The sequence below is a fragment of the Bradyrhizobium sp. 23AC genome (genome assembly GCF_054863025.1).
In genome coordinates, this window is record NZ_JAVAYN010000011.1 from 229244 (window position 1) to 245828 (window position 16585).

Sequence of the window (16585 nt, forward strand, 5' to 3'; positions counted from 1 at the left end):
AGCCTGTTCGACCTGCCGATGCCCCATCATGATTTTCAGTCTCGCCAAACTAGACAGATTGAATCATTGATATCTTTGCGCGCAACAGCCGGCTTTTTCAACAGAATCGGCCAAGACCGGATTGCTTTAGTAGCTTCGGATGGCGACACTGCTACAATGCTGCCCTGTGCTGAAGCCCTATCTGATGTAGTAGTGTCCAAGGCAGGCGGCCAGTGGTTTAGTTAGCTTACTGCCCGTTTGTCTTCCGAAATTCGTTCGGCCTGCCTAAATCTCTGCGGGCGCAGACGGCTGCATAGGTTGGGAGATCAGAATGGAAAGCGAATCAACACATCGGCTCGTTGCGCGGAAGGGCGGCCGCGTGAGTGAGCTCTTTCGGAACACCGCATGCATGCCCGGAGACGGCCGGCAGTATTTTGTATAGCCCATACAGCAGATCTCATGGCCATCGATGAACGTTATGCGACCACACGCCCGATTACTTCCGATAGGGGACCGCACGCTGCTCAGCAGGCAATTGATTTCGTGCAATGCTCTTACCTGGGCCTCGACAGCCATCCGTTGGTCGTCGCCGGGGCAATCGAAGCAATTGAGACGCAACGGTCATCACGTTGGTCCCGACAGCATCTCAGGTTCGCGCTTCTTGAACAACTGGAAAACACCCTCTCTGAGATGTTTTGCGCGCGCGCTATACCTTCCTCCAGTCTGCTGCTCGCCAATTTGGGAGCGATGCGCATGCTTGCTTCGGGCCGCCTGACAGGTGAAAGAAAGCCGATTGTTGTGTTCAATTACTTGCTGCACGGCTCTCTGGTCTATTGCAAGCGGATCATCGCTGGTGAAACCCGTGTGGAAACGATTGACCACAATGACATCGACGCTCTCGAACGATTGTGCCGCGACAATCCCGAAGTGGTCTATGTATGTGACGATATTTGCTCCGAAAGAGGAAATTCGCTATTAACCGACTTGCGTCAGCTTCAGGAACGCTATGGGCTGTTTCTTCATATCAACGACGCTCACGGCATATCGATCTTTGGCCGACAAGGCGAAGGGCTTGCTCGCTCTCAGTTTCCGCAAGCGCTCGGCGATCGAACAAGCATAGCGGCCTCGCTTGCCGAAGGATTCGGTGCATCTGGCGGCCTGTTGATGCTCGGAACAAGTGCGCACGAGGCTTTGTTTCGACAATTCTCCACTATCGAAGTGTTTTCAGGGGCTGCCAATCTGGCCGCAGTTGGCGCGGCACTTGGGTCATGCAAAATTCACCGCTCAGCAGAACTCGGCGAGCGGCAACGGCGGCTGGCGCAACGTATCGGCCTCTTTGACCGTCGCCTCGCGACGGTGGAGCAAGGCAATTCACTTCCGATTAGAACGATCACCGTTGGGGCGGAGGCCAATGCGATTGGCGTCGCCAGACGACTTCTCGACAGAGGTTTCTGTACGTCAGTGACGATCTTCCCAACGCCGGGGAACGGAACGGCCGGAATTAGAGTGTCCATTTCATCCGAGCATGAGGCCAGCGACATAGAGCGGCTGTGCGAGGGCATCTTAGAAGCAGTCGTCGAAACAACCGGAAAGCCCTACCCTCTGAGATGATCCATGTTTAAGGTATCGATGAAATTGGCTGCACGTAAAATGAAATCCCGATAGAGGGCCCGAGACTGTGAGCTGATTAGCATTCGAGTCATTGCAAATGAAACGGAACCACCTGGGCTGAAATGCGGCTCGATCCTAGTTGAGTGGTGCCGCACTCGAGGTCTCGACGGCCGGCTATTGCGCCTGGCGCAAACGCCCGGGGAGCGTTCGTGCAATCTCCTATGCCGTGAGCCGCTGCGGGTGGCTGCATTGCGCCGCAGTTATTACGGGACTGTCGAGGCGGACCGCCCCAATCTCCCGGATGGAATGGCTCTTCGCGCCACGCGGCGTGGCGCGCCGGCACGGGGTGGCTCATAGCTTGCTGTTCACCGACCTCGACAAGCGCGCCAGGGTCGACTGAGCGGAAATTCCGCGCCAGATCTCGTTCCCGTCCAGATCCGCCTGGTGGTGGCTCCGATCTCGAGCGACGCACCACAGTTGGCGTCTTCACCGCCTGCGCAGCGTGTGACGGCTGGAATCATCGCGATCGAGCTTGGCGGCTGCCGCGTTCGCGTTGACACGTGGAGGTTGGCGCCGCAGCGATTTCTACAGCTGCTGCGGCGACAATGATCCCGATTCCGAGCGGCGACAGGGTTTGGATCGCGACTGGCTACACCAACATGCGTCGCGGCATGCGAAGCCTGGCTCTTACAGTTCAGGAGATTTCAAAGCGCGATCCGCACGCTGGCTATCTCTATATCTTCCGGGGCCGCCGCGGCGATCTGATCAAGATCCTCCGGCATGACGGATTAGGCATGTCACGGCAGTTCGTCTGGCCGAGCTTGTAGGCTCATCCGTCTCAGCGCCGCGCAGTTCTTGGCGGTCCTCGAAGGGCCCGATGGAAGCGCGTTCACACGTCACAGCAGACGCACCTCCGCAACAGCCGAGTTAATCAGCGGCATAGTAAATCGAGGGCCTAAGGAGCGGGGCCTGCCGGCCCAGCGATCGCATTGATTGGATCAACCAAAACTCCTGGGTGTGGGCGGAACGCCATGTCGAATCGTTATCGTCCAGCAAACGCCGTGCCGGCAAAATTGTGCGCTGCGTGTCGCGGCTGCGGAATACGGCGCATGGAGGCAGACGAAGACATTTTTCGCACGCCTCAAAACGCTTACCCGCCGCACCCGAGCGGGAGATGTCCTGCCAGTGGCAGCACGTGAAGACTTCGGGTCCGAGCGTTCACGTGATCCACCCGCAATCTCGGAAAGGGCTAGTGCTTAGCTGCGACATTAACCCGATCGCGGCCCACGGTGCCCCGTTTATCTAATCTCGGTTCGCGACCTCCCAAAAACCCGCGCTAGCCCTGCCCCAGAGCCTGAGCTGGCCCCGGTTGTCTGAACAGCAATTCCGCGTCGATAAGTGGAGCTTCTGCCAGAGTTAGGCTGCCGCGCGGACCGGCAGCGGGTTGAAGTAAGCTCGATCCGGGGTGCCGCCATCAAGGCTCGAGTGGGGACGCCTCGGCCGATCGAGCGCGGGCATCGGACACGGTGTCGTAGGCGCGCAGATAGACCTCCTCGTGTTTGACGCTGCGCCACAACCGCTCGACGAACACGTTGTCGCGCCAGGCGCCGGCGAGCGAGAGCGTCCTCCAGCGTCTCGACGCAGAAGGCGGCTTCCATCGTGATCGAGACGCGCCACGACAGCACCCGGCGGCTGAACCAGTCGAGCACCACTGCGAGATAGACGAAGCCGCGCACCATCGGGATGTAGGTGATGTCCATCGCCCAGACCTGGTTCGGGCGCGTGATCTCCATCCCGCGCAGCAGATATGGATAGATCTTGTGGCCGGGCTCGGGCTTGGTGTGCGCCGCCGGCGGTAGAGCGCCTCTATCCCCATCCGCCGCATCAGCGTTTTAACATGTCGGCGGCCGATCTTACACCCCTCGGCAGCCAGCAGGCCTCGCAACATTAGCGAATTGGCGAAAGGAAACTCCAGATGCAGCCGGTCGAGCCGTTGCATGATCGCGAGGTCGGCGGGCGACACTGGACGCGGTAGATAATAGACACTGCCACGGCTGATCTTCAAAACTTCCGCCTGTTTCGTAATCGGCAGGTCGTGCTCACGGTCGATCATCGCTTTGCGCTCAGCAGGCCGTCTTTGCTGAGCGCGCCTTCTAAAAAATCGTTCTCCAGCGTCAGCTCCCCGATCTTGGCGTGCAGCGTTTTCACGTCCACCGCGGGCTCGCTCGTTCTGTTGCCACCGCCAGGACCAACTACCTCGGCCGCCGCTTCCTGAATGGCGTGCGGCCATGACGCGCCATCACCACATCTCCCGGCAGGTACGCTTATTCCGCCGAAGGCGGATCTGTTGGTCTAAGACTGGTTCATGCAGTGCGCATCTCTGCCTGGAACTCGGTGCCATCGGTCTAGATGGCATGAAGGATAACAGCCATTTTGCGAGCGACTGTAACCTTGGCCTTTTGGCGCCGATGCGTTTGGCCAGCTTGCTGCCCCATCGCTTGAGCGCATAACAGTCAGCAGGACGTTCGCTGCCTCGAACAAATAAGCTCGAACCTGGTGGTTGCCGCGCTTGGAGATACCCAGAGCGATCTATCTCACCGGATTGATAACGTCTTGGTGTTAGGCGTCCGCGGAATGTCTGAAGCGAGTGGGGTCATCGATGGTCACGGCGAAGGACCGGGCAGTCAGCGGGCCCTCTGCCTCCTTTGGGGGCCGTCGAGCCCCTCACTGGCTGATCGCGTGTTAGTCGCGACTTACTCGAAGACCGAATTGAAGAGCCCTTCTATCATCTGCTTGTGCTTCGATCAGGATCTCCACGTTCACCGAATGCGTTACCGGAAGCCGCGCAGCTTTTGCTCATTGCGTCCCCTGCAGCACGCTCTTCGGCAGCGCTGGCCTTGAGCCCGACGACGCATACCACTCGATCACCCTGCCCAGAGCGCGAACCGAGATCGCCGTACCTTGCAGGAGTGCTCGGCCAGCGAACATGGGCGGGCTTACATGAATTTCCTTGCCTTGACAGGCTCCGCTCATCTGTGAGACTGGGATAACAACGACTTCAGGATGTTGCGCCATCAGCTGTTTAAGAGCGAGGGCAACCGGAGACTCATCTTCGATGCTCATCGGAAGGTCCTTGCCCCAAAGAAGAATGTCAAACTCGCCGCTTTGTCCAAGTACCTCCATGCAACTTCTCAGGACCTCAGTATCAAAGGCGCTCTGACCACTCAGATCTAGCGGATTGAAGCTGTTTGCAAATTTAGGCAGAACATCCGCCAGCCGATCGCATAATTGGTTGGAGAATGAAGCGAGTTTCAGGCCCCGCGTCGACAAAATCAGGTCGGTCATAATATTGCCCATTCCACCTGAAAAACTCGCAACGGCAATGCGATTACCCAGCGGCTTGCGGGACGCGTTGAAAGCGACGACGGTTTCGACTAAGTCCTCGACCGAATCAACCATGACCACACCAAGGTCTTTTAGGAAATGGATATCACGTTCATAGGTGTTTGTGGTCTCTGTTGCTGTATGTCGGTTGATGGCCTTTCGCACCTCAGGATGAGCGCCAACGCGCAGCATAATAATGGGCTTGCTCTGTTCCCTCGCGCGCGTGCAGGCAGCGGCCAAGCGTTCTGGATTCCCAATGCCTTCGGAATAACTCACAATGATCTGGGTTTGTGGATCGTCAGCGAAGAAATGGATTAGTTCGGCTGTTGTTACGCTGACCTCGTTGCCAGTCGTCGCGATCTTGCTAATCCCAATGCCCCTGCTTATCAGAGGGTGAATTATTGTAGCCATCTGTCCGCTCTGAAAGACACCACTAACGCTTCCCGCCACGATTTCGGGTGTCCTGCTGTCCCCAACGGCAATTATCGGCCGGTGCAGATTGATGACTCCAAATGAATTGGGCCCGACAACGATTGTTGTCGCCGAGTTTTCTGCCCAGCGCTGAAGTTGCTGCTGCCTTGCGCGCCCCTCCTCAGAGCCGAGTTCCGCGAAGCCGCTCGAGATAATCTGTGCGGCACCAACTGACTGTCTCTTGCACTCCTCCAGGACAGACAGAATGTTCTCAGCCCGAACGCATAGCACGGCCAGGTCAATCTGGAACGGAACATCTGAGATGGACCTATAACAGTCAATGCCGTCGATCTTGGTGTAGTGGGGGTTAACGGCGGCGACGTTTCCGTCAAAGCCAGAAGAGACAATGTTGTTAAGGATGGTCTTCGCAAAGCTTGGTTTCGGCGAGGCACCGATAACGGCAACTCCATGCGGCTCAAACAGGGATCGAAGATCGGGTGTACCATTGGTCATCTCTGAATGTTGCGCGTTTGAAGACATTCCGCTCTCCTCTCACTGAGTATTTCCGCAGTGCAATTGCACGGAATATGCCAGCGGAGTTCAAGCGCATCAGCGTCTAAGCCCCATTGAAAGAAGTTCGCCCGCCACCACCGCGGCGATTTTGCGCGACAGCCGTCGTATCGGTGTCGCACATCGGACAACATGAGCGGCGGTTTGCGCGCGAAACGACAAGGGTTTGTGGCAATGCCTCGGCAACAGGGGGGAGCGGAGGTCTTGCAGCTTCACAGAGGCGCGCCCCTGCTTGATGCAAAGTCCTCAATCAGCTCTTTATCGAAACAATTGGAACGAACTGCTAGGACGAATGCCTCAGCCCGCAATCGCGCGCTTAAGCTGCCACCGGGACGAGCGGTTGGATGATCGCTCATCAGGTTCGAGAGGATTCACATGGAACAGTCGCGATCGCCACGCGAGAGCTATGCGGGATTTTGGGTGATGAGATGATCAGACTCCGTGGCTCGCCGGCATTTGGATGACGTGACGTCGTTGAATTTGACACCTCCGTTGAGCTTTCGCCAACTGACTTGTGGCCTTGAGCCTGCCATGCTCTTTGCTGCGGCAAGCTTCAGCTTGAAAACCATCAGCTTGGCAATGGCTGGCGACAACCAGTCTCTCGGCACCGTCTTGTGCCGCACGCCGGCGAACACGCTCTCGATGCGGTGGGCCAGTGGGGCTGGTAACGGATATGAGATTTCTTGGTGCCAACTGCTCGACCGTGAGATCGCGCAGGACACAATCGAGGACTCCGCGATCGGCGCCATCAGCCCGATTCAACAGCCCGCAGAAGACGGTGAACGATTTCGAGCTGAACTCGCGAGTGCGGTAGTCGTGCCTGGGAGCCCATCACGGTCGCGTCAGCAAGAGCGGCCCGCAGCCAGTGTTCCCGCCCTGGCGCTGGCGAGACAATTTCCGACCAAGCCCACCGACCGAACACGGGGATCCCCACTGAGTATCAGCCTTCATCATAGCGGCATCCGTTAAGATCCTGATCTGTTACGAGCTAGATGGCAAGTGAACTGCGCTTGAAGAGAAAACCCAGCCGCCGCTGACGGCCGAAACCCGCGGTGCTCGGAATCCAGCGCGGCTCCGCCGGCTGAAGCTGGTGCATCACCGCGCTACCCGCGGGAGCACGCGTAATGCGCAGCCGATGCATTGATCTTGAAGCTGTTGCACTTGAGCGCCGCAGCCCGGAGGCGGCACGCTTATTGCTTAGATGATGATGCGGCTGCGACGGCGTTCGCAGCAGCTTTTGATTAGAAGTTCCCGATGAGACCCGCGGTTAGCGCTGCATACGCGGTGAGGCTGGTTACTTCGGAGTCAAAGGCGACGCTTCTAGAGCTTATCGCACTCGGTGCTGGTCAAGCTTTTAAGGAGAAGGTGAACATGATTTCTGAGGTGTTTATTACGTGTGCGGTCACGGGGGGGGCTGCGAGTTCGGTTGAGCGAAGCCCGCATGTGCCGGTGACACCGGAGCAGATCGCGGACTCTGCCATTGAGGCCACTCGGGCAGGGGCAGCCGTGGTGCACATTCACGCGCGTGATCCGAGGACACGGCGGGGCTCGCGGGATCCGGCGTTGTATCGGGCTGTGGTGCAGCGTATCCGGAAGTCGGATGTGAATCCGGTGATCAATCTGACCACGGGCATGGGCGGCGACCTCATGCTGGGTGACGCGCACTCCCCTCTGCCCCCTAACCCGGCGGGGACGGACATGGCGGGCGCGTTTGAGCGGCTGGTGCATGTGGAAGAGTTGCGCCCCGAGATTTGCACCCTGGATTGCGGCACGATGAACTGGGGGGGACGCGGCCAGGACATCATGGTCAACACAGTCGGGACGCTGCGCACGATGGCCGCACGCGTGAAGGAGCTAGGTGTGCGCCCTGAGCTTGAGGTGTTCGATATCGGTCAGGTGGTGCTGGTGCGTGATTTAATCGACGAGGGGCTGATCGACGATCCGGCGTTGATCCAGCTGTGCATGGGGATTCGCTACGGCGCACCGAACGATCCAATCACGTTGATGACGCTGGTCCACAAGCTTCCACCGCGGGCCATCTACTCGGCTTTCTCAATTGGACAGATGCAACTTCCGTATACGGCATTGGCACCATTGCTTGGCGCGAACGTACGGGTAGGACTAGAGGACAATCTTTACCTCTCTCGGGGCCGTCTGGCGACTAACGCCGAACTCGTGCAGAGAGCAGTAGAGATTCTCGAGAGGATAGGAGTGCGGGTAATGAGCCCGGATGAGGTGCGCCAGAAACTCGCATTAAGAGCCCACGATTGAGAGAGTGAAGCGAAGTCTGAGCCGGGCGCGAGCCGTCGGGCTGTTGGTGGGACGTGTCATTGAGTTGCTGCGAGCTGCTTGCTTTGGCGCAGAAGTTAATCAGCGAGACGAAATTTAGCAGCGGCTTCCGGCGCTTTCCACCTGTCTTGGTCACTCCTGCGTGCACGACACCTATTGGTACCTCTCGACCTATCCGAGCCTAATGGAAAGGCGGCCCGGCGCCTCGATCGGCGGGAGGCCAAGAAGCCGAACTGCGTGGCCACGCTTATGGAGCAGTATTTCACCGAGCGGCTCATGCGTCGGCGCGATGTCAGTGCCAACACAATTGCGACCTACAGGAACACGTTCCGGCTACCGTTCACATTTGCAGCGCGGCTCCACAAGCCCCGTCGGCCTTGGCCCTCGAAGATTTAGACGTGCTGCTCATCACTGCATTCCTGGCTGATCTCGAGACCAAGCGAGGCGTCAGTGTCAGGATGCGCAATTTGCACCTGACGGCCATTCGGCTCTTTCTTCCGGTTGGAGTCCTTCGACAAGCCGGTCCATAACGCTTATCCAGGGAGCCCTCGCAATAGCGAGCAAGCGCCATGACAAGCGGCCAGTGCATTTCCTGGCACGGCCCGAGATCGAGGCGATCCTTGCCACTCCAGATCGCGCGAGATAGACGCCGCGATTACACCTTGCCGCTGCTCGCGGCCCAATCAGGCTTGCGCCTCTCCGAGCTGATTGGCCTCGATTGGAGGCCAGCCATCTCGGCGTCGGCGCCCATGTGCGATGCACCGGCAAGGGACGAAGAACGATGCACACAGCTCACCTCGCACGCGCGGAGTGCTCCAAGCATGGCTCAAGGAACCGGCGTGCCGGAGCGCGAACGCGATGTTTCCAAACATTCATGGGGGACGGCTCAGCCCCGACAGTGTCAAATCGCCCCTGGCCAAGTACGTACGCGTCGACAGCGAAAGATGCCTGTCGCTGGTGTCCACGCAGGCCTCGCCCCACGTGCTGAAGCACAGCGCTTCGATGGAGCTCTACAAGCTGGCATCGATTGTTCGGTGATCGCGCTATGGCTCGGTCATGAATCGATCGAAACGACGCAGACCTACCTGCATGCCCATCTCGCGCTCTAGGAAGCCGCCCAGGCAAAGCTCAGCAGTGCCAGCATAGCAAACAAACCCGCTTCCGGCCAAGCGACCGCCTGCTCGCCTTCCTTGAGCGCTATAAGGCGCCAGTCTATGCCGAATGGCGCTGGGGCGATGTTCACCCGAAGGGCCGCGAGTATTCGCAGACGAGAGAATCTCTCCAGAACCGTTCGGCATAGGGCGGCGGGCGGCATAAACGGCCAAAATGAATGGTGTTGATCCGCAAGCTTAGCTCATCGACATCATTGTCCGCATCGTTGATCATTCGGCCCATCGGCTTGACGAGCTTCTGCCTTGGGAACTGGACATCGGCATCAGCGATCTGCTCAAGCCGCACGACCACTCACGTCAACAAAGGTCTATCACGTCACCACCATTGCCAAGGCCGCGGAGGACCGTGGTGAAGAGGAATACTGGCTACGCGACATCGCCCTCGAGCTGGGAAATCGAGGAGGGAGTCATCTGTGTCTTCGTCGAGAAGAAGACGTCCAGGCGTTTTTACACACAACATCGGCATCGAAAACCCCATAACGCATCCTTCGAATCGTGCGACAAGGATGCAACATCCATAGCTTGGAACCGAACACCCTAAGCGCCGATCACGCCGAGCTTGGCGTGACCCTTGTTTCGCGCGATCGTGCGTCGCTGGATCTCGTCAGTGTCTTCGTAAATGCGATATACTCGTAGTTTGCGGTACCACAGTTCGATCGACAATTCCGTGGTGTACCCCATCCCGCCGTGGATTTGCATGACACGATCAACGACCTTGTTGGCGGTGATCGAACCGGCCAGTTTCGCGATCGACGATGTGTGCCGCGCGTCGTGTCCGTTCTCCGCCTGCCATGCGGCGAGGAGGATCAGGTACTTCACGGACTCGATCTCAACATACGAATTAGCAATCTGCCACTGGATCGCCTGGTATTCCGCGATGGGGTGTCCCATGGACACCCGGCTCTTCGAATATTCAATCGCCATTTCGAGCAGGCGCTCTGACGCGCCCACGGCCGCCGAAGGGATCAGGTAGCGGTTGGCACCAAACCATTTTATCGCCAGCTTGAAGCCCCATCCCACTTCCCCGAGGATGTTGCAACTCGTGACGCGGACATCCTCGAAAACGAGCGATGCCGGGCTGCATTCGCCCATCGTCGGGATGGGTTGAGACCGCCAGCCCATCTTGCGGTCGACGAGGAAGCAAGTGATGCCGCCCGAAGCGCCCTTGTTCGGATCGGTGACGGCGAACACTATCACGAAGTCGGCCTCGTTTCCGCCGGCGATCAAGGTCTTCTCGCCATTGATGATCCAGTCGTCGCCGTCGCGTACGGCACGCGTACGAATTGCGGTGGCTTCCGAGCCGGCGTCAGGCTCGGTAACCGCGAAGCAACTGACCCGCTCGCTTCGATCGTCGGGATAAGATATTCCTGCTTCTGGCTCTCGGTCCCGGAAAACAGGATGTTATCAGCGTGTCCGCCGAACTTGAACGGGACGAAGGTGCGCCCGCATTCAATATTGATGAGCGAGTTTATGATCGCTCCGAATCCGGCACCGCCGTACTCTTTCGGAATGGTGATGCCCCAAAAGCCCGCGCTTTTCGCTTTCAGCTGTAGGTCTCGCAGTTGCCCGGGCTCGAGCGCAGGACGGCCCTCACGCTCATTGCGGAGAACCTGCGTCTCGAGGGAGATGATCTCTTTGTCGACGAAGGCGCGGACCGAATTCCGGACCATATTCTGTTCGTCGCTGAGTGAAAAATCGAGCATGATTCTCGTTCCCGTGAATGGATATCTGTATGGTGAATGTGTCGCGACGGGCCGTGAATGCCGGGCCGCCTTATCGATGATCCGTTGGTTGCGAAGTGCGCATGCTCCTCGGGGCCTAGATACCTTCGCCAAACCTCCGCACGACAGTGGCGCCTGTACGGCGACGTTGTAGCCACTGCGGTTGCGCCAAGCACCTTCCTTGGGGCCGCAGGGCGCCTCGTTTCAACGACCTCCCCCGCGGCCTCCCCCAGGCACCGTCAGAGAGGCCGACGTTCGAGCTTCGCTCATGGATTCTGATGTTCCGTGCGGCATGATCGCCTGCAGAGTGAGGGCGGTTAAGTACACCTCCGGCATGTTCTTGGCAGCGAGGACATCATTGCACCCAGCGTCGGGTCGTTCTAGAGTCCCAGTTTGAGAGCGCCAGTGTTCGGAAAGTGGTTGAACCGCCCCGGGATTGCCGGAGGCCATTTGGTTTAAGTTATGCCGCCAGGCGGGTTGCTCCAGCATGGCGTAGTAGCGTTGTTCGGCTTCAGCCGGCGGGATGTTGCCGATGGGTTCAAAAAGCCGCCGGTTGTTGAACCAGTCCACCCATTCCAGGGTCGCGAACTCGACGGCTTCGAAATTTCGCCATGGCCCGCGCCGATGGATCACCTCGGCCTTGTAGAGGCCGTTGATGGTTTCGGCGAGAGCGTTGTCATAGGAATCTCCGACGCTGCCGACAGAAGGCTCCACGCCTGCTTCAGCCAGGCGCTCGGTGTATTTGATGGAGACGTATTGGGCGGATTCAATCGGTCGTCGCAACACAGTTGTTTTCACTCATGACAGCAATTCGTCAAGCGCCTCCGCCGGCGTTTTCCAGCCTAGCGTCTTTCTCGGCCGGGCATTGAGGGCCGCTGCCACAGCGGATATCTCGTCGGCGCTATGGATGCTCAGGTCTGTGCCTTTCGGGAAGTACTGCCGCAGCAACCCGTTGGTGTTCTCGTTAGTGCCGCGCTGCCAAGGGCTTTGCGGGTCGCAGGAGTAGACCTGGATACCCGCATCGATCTTGAGACGGTCGTGTTGAGCCATTTCGGCTCCCTGATCCCAGGTCAGCGAGCGACGCAGTTCTTCGGGTAAGGTGATGATGGTGCGCTGATCGCGTCGCGCACGGCTTCGGCCCCGTGTCCCGCGAGCGCAGGTCCGTTCTTCACGCGCGGAGCTTCGCCATGCCCTGCCAACCGGGGAAGGTGCAATAGCATCGTGAAGCGCGTCGTGCGCTCGACCAGCGTGCCGATTGCCGAGCTACCAAGACCGAGGATGAGGTCTCCCTCCCAATGTCCCGGCACTGCTCGATCGGCAGCTTCAGCAGGGCGCTCACTGATCATGATCTCCGGGGAGACAAAGCCCTTGCCTCGCCTGCGTACGCGCGCTCTGGGCATCCGTAATACCCCGCGAGCACATAGCTGCTAACCACGGCGCTACGCGCGGGACCATCACGATTAATTGGCGCAGCCGCTCGGACGCGGCAAGAGGTTCGTGATCCACGCGCGCTGATGCTGCAATCAGGGTTGCGAGGCCTTCCATCTCAGCTTTCGGGCAAGTCATCCAACCAGCAGGCAGCCTCGACGTATCGCCGGGAAAAAATCCTTCCTATCTTTTCGGGGTTTCTGTTTTGATGGTACCGCATATACACGCGGTCATCTGCTCCTAGGTCGAGAATCTCGATTTTTCCTGTATAGTGAGACATAATGTATTTGAATGTCTTCTGGATCCCGCTGAGACGTTGGTTGATGCCGCGCGCAATCTCTAGTCCTCGGCGAATCGGAACTTGAAAATGTGATGCGCCCTTCACCGGCCTGCCTTGAAAGAGGTAATAAGGGCGGACTCCCATTTGGTGGCACTTAGTGAACGTCGCCGCCAGGATTTCGGCATCATCATTGACTTTCGCGAGGAGCACAGACTGATTGAAGAACTGTACGCCCAGTGCGCGCAAAGAGCGAATGCAGCGCTCGGCATCAACCGAGATTTCACCGATGTGATCGAAGTGTGTGACCACTGCTGCGTTCTTACCCGATTTATGTATCCGGCGGAACAAATCCGCGACCGCGGGATCTTCCAAGCGTTTGGGCTCAAACGCGACCATTTTTGTGCCAAATCGAATTGTCTCTAGGTGAGGGATAGGCAGTAGATGATCAAGAATTCTGTCGAGCTTGGCGCTGCTCAGTACGAATGGGTCGCCTCCCGATAGCAACACGTTCGTCATCTCCGGGTGACCGCCGATATATTGCGCAATCCGAGGGAAACTAAGTGCGATTTCGTCGGATTCCTTGCCGACAAGGCGTTTGCGGAAACAAAAACGACAATACGAAGCGCAGCGGTCCGTTGTTAGCAACAACCCGGTTTGGGCATACTTGTGCTGAAGTCCAGGCGCGACCGTGTTGTCGTGCTCGCCGCTGGTATCCAAATTGCCATGGCTCTCGAACTCCCTGACTGAGGGCTCCACGATATGCTTAAGCTGGTCGTAGTAACCGCTGTTAGTGATCTGTTCGCGATAGAATTTTGTGACCTGATAACGCGTAATGCTGTTGGCCTGCAACTCATCTTTAGGAACGACACGCGTCCCCTCGATGAATCTCATGAGCCCAGCGTGGGAACGTGGGTCCGATTTGACCGGCGATGATGTAGGCGAGCGAACGGTGGCCGCCGTCGAATTCGCCCACACGTTCAGCTCGCTCCCACTTGGATTCTGGTACTCGTCGTCGAGCGCGACGGCCTGAAGACTTCGTCGAGACTCGGCCTCACGCCGCTCGCGGATGTATCGGTCCTGCAGATAAGTTGCTTCCGCCGCACCCCACTCGGTCAAGACACTTTGACGCTGCTGCGCCGACCAAACCCGCTCTCCGGAGGCCGCCGCCATCTGCTTCAGCGCTTGCTGGAAATGGTCCGCAAACCGCTTGATGGTGCTCCTCTCAAACAATGCGGTCGCGTAAATTAGTCTACAATGAATCTCGGCGCCCATCTCATTAATCTCAAGCCCCAGATCGTACCGCATGTACCGGTCTACATACTCAACTTTCAGTCCCGGTAACTCCGCTAGCTCAACAGCATTGTGTTGGTATGCGAACGTAACCTGGAAGATCTGACTGTGAGTGCGAAGTGGGTGGACCAACTCCACAATCTGTTCAAAAGGGAGATCTTGGTGCGCCTCCCCCCCAAGCACCGCGGCGTTCACGCGCTCCACCAAATTCGCCAACTTTGGATTACCCGACAGATCGATGCGCAGCGCCAAGGGGTTGACAAATAGGCCGATAAGCCCGTCAATCTCGGGGCGCGTCCGATTGGCATGGTACGTGCCGATCACCAGTTCATCTCGACCCGACAACCTCGCTAGCACCAACACCCAGGTTGCCAGCAGCCTCACGAACAAGCTCGTGCCACGACTCAGCGCTTTGAGCTGCTCGGTGAGATCCTCGTGCAGCGTAAAATTGATTTCGCTGCCAACGTGGTCCGGGCGCGGCGGACGCCGCCGGTCCGTCGGCAGACCCAGCACTACTGGCGCGCCCGCCAGCATCCGGAGCCAGTATTCCGACTGACGCTGCAGCACTTGGCCCGAGAGCCAACGACTCTGCCAAAGAGCGTAGTCCGCATACTGCACCGGCAAGGCCCTCAACCGAAACGCGGCGCCTTGCCGGAAGGCAGTGTAGAACTCGCTGAGCTCGCGCGTCAGTATCCTCAACGAACAACTGTCCGAAATTATGTGGTGAATAGTAATCAGCAGCGCATGGTCGTCGACTGCCAAGCGCACTAGCCGTGCGCGTATCAGTGGTCCGACTTCCAGTTCAAATGCCATCTCCATTTCGTAACGCATGAGTTCGGAGAGTGTCGTATCCGCATCAGCCACCGCCGTCAGATCATCCAGTCTCAACGGTAGTCCAGTTTGCGCCGGCCCGATCTCTTGAAATGGCTCGCCGTTCTCCACCCCGAACTTTGTGCGCAGCACCTCGTGGCGCGCCACCAACCCATCTACGGCCGACTGCAGTGCTGGCTCATCCAGCTGGCCACGAAACCGAAGCCTCGTCTGGATGTGACAATCGTCGCTACCGTCGCTCAGACGTGAGAGAAGCCAAAGCCGATGCTGACGCAACGACAACGGCACGCGTGATGGACGCGGTAGAGCTTCAATTGGCGGAAGCGCGCTCGACTGTGCGGCGACTGCCCCCTCGATTTGGGTCGTCCGAAATTCATTCATGTTAACCTCTTGGCCGTAGAGATCGAGACGCTAACGGAACTTTCAGCAGTCTCAGCAATCGGCGTGCCACGAGAGAAAGCGCCCGAGCACCTGCTTGAAGGAGGCAAAAACCTGTAGTTCGCGCCGTGACGTCGACATGCTTGCGTCCCAACGTGTCGGATTCCTCACCTTGGCGCGTTGAATCGAACATAAGCCCCGGCGACGCTTTGGCTCTGCTGCCGACGCGCTTGCGTTGCTGGATCCAGTGTGAATGGCGTTTCAGGTGGTCTAAAGATTCGTCCGCCGCGTCTCGCAGGAAACAGATTTCTGGGTCAGCCTGTTCAAACCCAGGCTAGTGATCTTGGAACTCGAACGTTTAAGCATGTCGACAGGCTGAGAAAGAGAATCAAATCAAGCGTCCTCCAGGTCGTCATGTCGTCGGTCAGCGATTTCCTCGATTCAGGTTGTATGTTGCAACCCAACCTTCCCGACGAATCCTCGATGACCACCGCAAAGCCGCCCGCTACGGCGCCATGTGAAGGCGCGCGTGCGGGCGGCTTTGCTCTAGCGAGCTACACCATCACTGGGGACACCTCCGATTTTGGCTCCCTTCGGACCTGTCGAGCGATCGGCGACAGTCTCGCGCTGCTTCCGCTTCGCGACAGTCTTCTGATTGATCCCGCAGCGCTTGGCGAGTGCTCTCAGGCTTTCTTGACTATTTGACCTGCAGTCAGCGTGAACCGCACGGGACACCCCAAGCCGGGCCATATGTATTTTGGTGCTCAGGCCCCCGCGCGAGCGGCCGATCGCCTGATTTTCAGACCCCTTGTTTCGCCCCGGCGGCGTGCTGATCCGCCCGAACGATGGTGGAGTCGACGGATCAGATAAGTCCGGATCATCGGACATCGCCTCCAAGATCCGCCACCAGACACCCTTGGTGCTTCCATCGACTGAAGCGACGGAACACGCTGTTCCAATCCCCAAACGCTTCCGGAAGATCGCGCCAAGGCGAACCCGTACGCGCGATCCACAGCACACCTTCCGCGAACATCCGGTTGTCGCGCCCGGTGGAGCCCTTCTGGTCAGGCCTACCTATGATCAGCGGCGCCATCCGCTCCCACGCCGCGTCGCTCAGTGCGCACACAGCGCGGCCGTGCCATGATGGCGCGGATACCGTGCCGGTGCATCAGCCGTTCGATCCGGCCACGGCTGGCGCCACGATCCTGCCTGCGCAAGACGGCATGGACGCGGGGACTGCC

At 58.5% G+C, this 16585-nt stretch carries 9 protein-coding genes and 6 pseudogenes; 3 read left to right on the top strand and 12 right to left on the bottom strand.

All coding sequences use genetic code 11. The features are described 5' to 3' along the window. Positions 1-438 precede the first annotated feature (438 nt). Both RAD10_RS25020 and tnpB read left to right on the top strand, forming a co-directional pair. The gene (locus tag RAD10_RS25020; protein ID WP_461619583.1) at positions 439-1590 is read left to right on the top strand and encodes an aminotransferase class I/II-fold pyridoxal phosphate-dependent enzyme; all 1152 of its coding nucleotides are present in this window, start codon (positions 439-441) and stop codon (positions 1588-1590) included. Positions 1591-2195: 605 nt separating this feature from the next. Then, positions 2196-2417: an IS66 family insertion sequence element accessory protein TnpB gene (gene tnpB, locus RAD10_RS25025; RefSeq protein ID WP_461619584.1), complete on the top strand. Its 222-nt coding sequence runs from the start codon at positions 2196-2198 to the stop codon at positions 2415-2417. 589 nt (positions 2418-3006) lie between these two features. Here the strand turns inward: tnpB and RAD10_RS25030 are convergent. The 3 genes and pseudogenes from RAD10_RS25030 to RAD10_RS25040 all read right to left on the bottom strand — a co-directional run. Beyond that, positions 3007-3879: pseudogene (locus RAD10_RS25030) on the bottom strand (IS3 family transposase); the annotation flags it as partial. Positions 3880-4446: 567 nt separating this feature from the next. After that, entirely contained in the window at positions 4447-5925 is a 1479-nt protein-coding gene (locus RAD10_RS25035) for a CoA-binding protein (protein ID WP_461619585.1), read from the bottom strand. Between the two features lie 434 nt (positions 5926-6359). After that, positions 6360-6704: a hypothetical protein gene (locus RAD10_RS25040; RefSeq protein WP_461619586.1), complete on the bottom strand. Its 345-nt coding sequence runs from the start codon at positions 6702-6704 to the stop codon at positions 6360-6362. Positions 6705-7326: 622 nt separating this feature from the next. Here RAD10_RS25040 and RAD10_RS25045 point away from each other — a divergent pair. Continuing rightward, positions 7327-8226, top strand: a complete 900-nt coding sequence (locus RAD10_RS25045) for a beta-keto acid cleavage family enzyme (RefSeq protein ID WP_461619587.1) — start codon at positions 7327-7329, stop codon at positions 8224-8226. A gap of 1257 nt (positions 8227-9483) precedes the next feature. On the opposite strand, the gene RAD10_RS25050 is transcribed toward RAD10_RS25045, so the two are convergent. The 9 genes and pseudogenes from RAD10_RS25050 to RAD10_RS25090 form a co-directional block, all read right to left on the bottom strand. Next, the gene (locus RAD10_RS25050; protein ID WP_461619588.1) at positions 9484-9702 is read right to left on the bottom strand and encodes a hypothetical protein; all 219 of its coding nucleotides are present in this window, start codon (positions 9700-9702) and stop codon (positions 9484-9486) included. 251 nt (positions 9703-9953) lie between these two features. Further along, the gene (locus RAD10_RS25055) at positions 9954-10700 is read right to left on the bottom strand and encodes an acyl-CoA dehydrogenase family protein (protein ID WP_461619594.1); all 747 of its coding nucleotides are present in this window, start codon (positions 10698-10700) and stop codon (positions 9954-9956) included. Beyond that, positions 10640-11119, bottom strand: coding sequence for an acyl-CoA dehydrogenase family protein (locus RAD10_RS25060; RefSeq protein ID WP_461619589.1), 480 nt, complete (start codon positions 11117-11119; stop codon positions 10640-10642). Before RAD10_RS25060 ends, RAD10_RS25055 begins: the two co-directional genes overlap by 61 nt. A gap of 489 nt (positions 11120-11608) precedes the next feature. After that, a pseudogene (locus tag RAD10_RS25065) lies at positions 11609-11899 on the bottom strand (integrase core domain-containing protein); the annotation flags it as partial. Between the two features lie 4 nt (positions 11900-11903). Beyond that, positions 11904-12543: pseudogene (locus RAD10_RS25070) on the bottom strand (IS30 family transposase); the annotation flags it as partial. Positions 12544-12683: 140 nt separating this feature from the next. Beyond that, entirely contained in the window at positions 12684-13736 is a 1053-nt protein-coding gene (locus RAD10_RS25075) for a KamA family radical SAM protein (protein WP_461619595.1), read from the bottom strand. A 279-nt stretch (positions 13737-14015) separates the two neighbouring features. Next, a pseudogene (locus tag RAD10_RS25080) lies at positions 14016-15347 on the bottom strand (condensation domain-containing protein); the annotation flags it as partial. Positions 15348-16045: 698 nt separating this feature from the next. Further along, positions 16046-16437: pseudogene (locus RAD10_RS25085) on the bottom strand (IS5 family transposase); the annotation flags it as partial. Positions 16438-16477: 40 nt separating this feature from the next. Then, positions 16478-16585: pseudogene (locus tag RAD10_RS25090) on the bottom strand (IS3 family transposase); the annotation flags it as partial.

Bases quoted from the DNA above. Each gene is read 5' to 3' on its own strand.
- RAD10_RS25020 (WP_461619583.1), top strand. From the start codon at position 439: ATGGCCATCGATGAACGTTATGCGACCACACGCCCGATTACTTCCGAT.
- tnpB (WP_461619584.1), top strand. From the start codon at position 2,196: ATGATCCCGATTCCGAGCGGCGACAGGGTTTGGATCGCGACTGGCTAC.
- RAD10_RS25035 (WP_461619585.1), bottom strand. From the start codon at position 5,925: ATGTCTTCAAACGCGCAACATTCAGAGATGACCAATGGTACACCCGAT.
- RAD10_RS25040 (WP_461619586.1), bottom strand. From the start codon at position 6,704: ATGGCGCCGATCGCGGAGTCCTCGATTGTGTCCTGCGCGATCTCACGG.
- RAD10_RS25045 (WP_461619587.1), top strand. From the start codon at position 7,327: ATGATTTCTGAGGTGTTTATTACGTGTGCGGTCACGGGGGGGGCTGCG.
- RAD10_RS25060 (WP_461619589.1), bottom strand. From the start codon at position 11,119: ATGCTCGATTTTTCACTCAGCGACGAACAGAATATGGTCCGGAATTCG.
- RAD10_RS25075 (WP_461619595.1), bottom strand. From the start codon at position 13,736: ATGAGATTCATCGAGGGGACGCGTGTCGTTCCTAAAGATGAGTTGCAG.